Origin of the sequence: Helicobacter cholecystus, from assembly GCF_003364215.1 — a bacterium.
In the GTDB taxonomy this organism is placed as follows: domain Bacteria; phylum Campylobacterota; class Campylobacteria; order Campylobacterales; family Helicobacteraceae; genus Helicobacter_G; species Helicobacter_G cholecystus.
Genome location: NZ_NXLU01000035.1, coordinates 1 through 463, shown reverse-complemented (window position 1 = coordinate 463; position 463 = coordinate 1). Strand labels below are relative to the sequence as shown.

The 463-nt window shown below is 38.0% G+C and carries 1 protein-coding gene; it reads right to left on the bottom strand.

Annotation, left to right across the window (positions count from 1 at the left end; genetic code table 11):
- Window positions 1-463, bottom strand: a 463-nt coding sequence (locus CQA62_RS06965; RefSeq protein ID WP_170125582.1) for a hypothetical protein, incomplete at both ends; no start/stop codon positions are given.

Genomic DNA, 463 nt, shown 5'->3' with positions numbered 1-463 from the left:
ATTCTCCCTCTCCCCTCTCCCTTCCCACTCTCCTAAATATGCCCTAGCATTATAACTATTCCCCTCTCTTAATACTCCACCTCCTCTAAGCCTCTCTCTATGATTCTCTCTTTCATTCCACTGCCTTGAAGTTGTTAAGTTAGTATTGCTATTGGCATAATTCTTAAGAGAGAAGATACTCTCTGCACTATTGCCTCTATTATTTGCATACTCTTCATTACTTCTATGCAGTGCTTGATTACTTGTTTCATGAAAGAGAGTATTAATCACTTCGTGAGGTTTACTTAAATCATTACTTAGAGTATTAAACCCTATCCACTCTTCTCTCTTATCCCCTCTCTTACTTCCACTCTTACTTGCTCCTTTACTTCCCCTCTTACTCTCTTCTTTACTTTGGCTATAAGCATATCCCTTTGTATACTCTTCATTATTATAAAGTCTAAGAGGAGCATTCAATCCATCC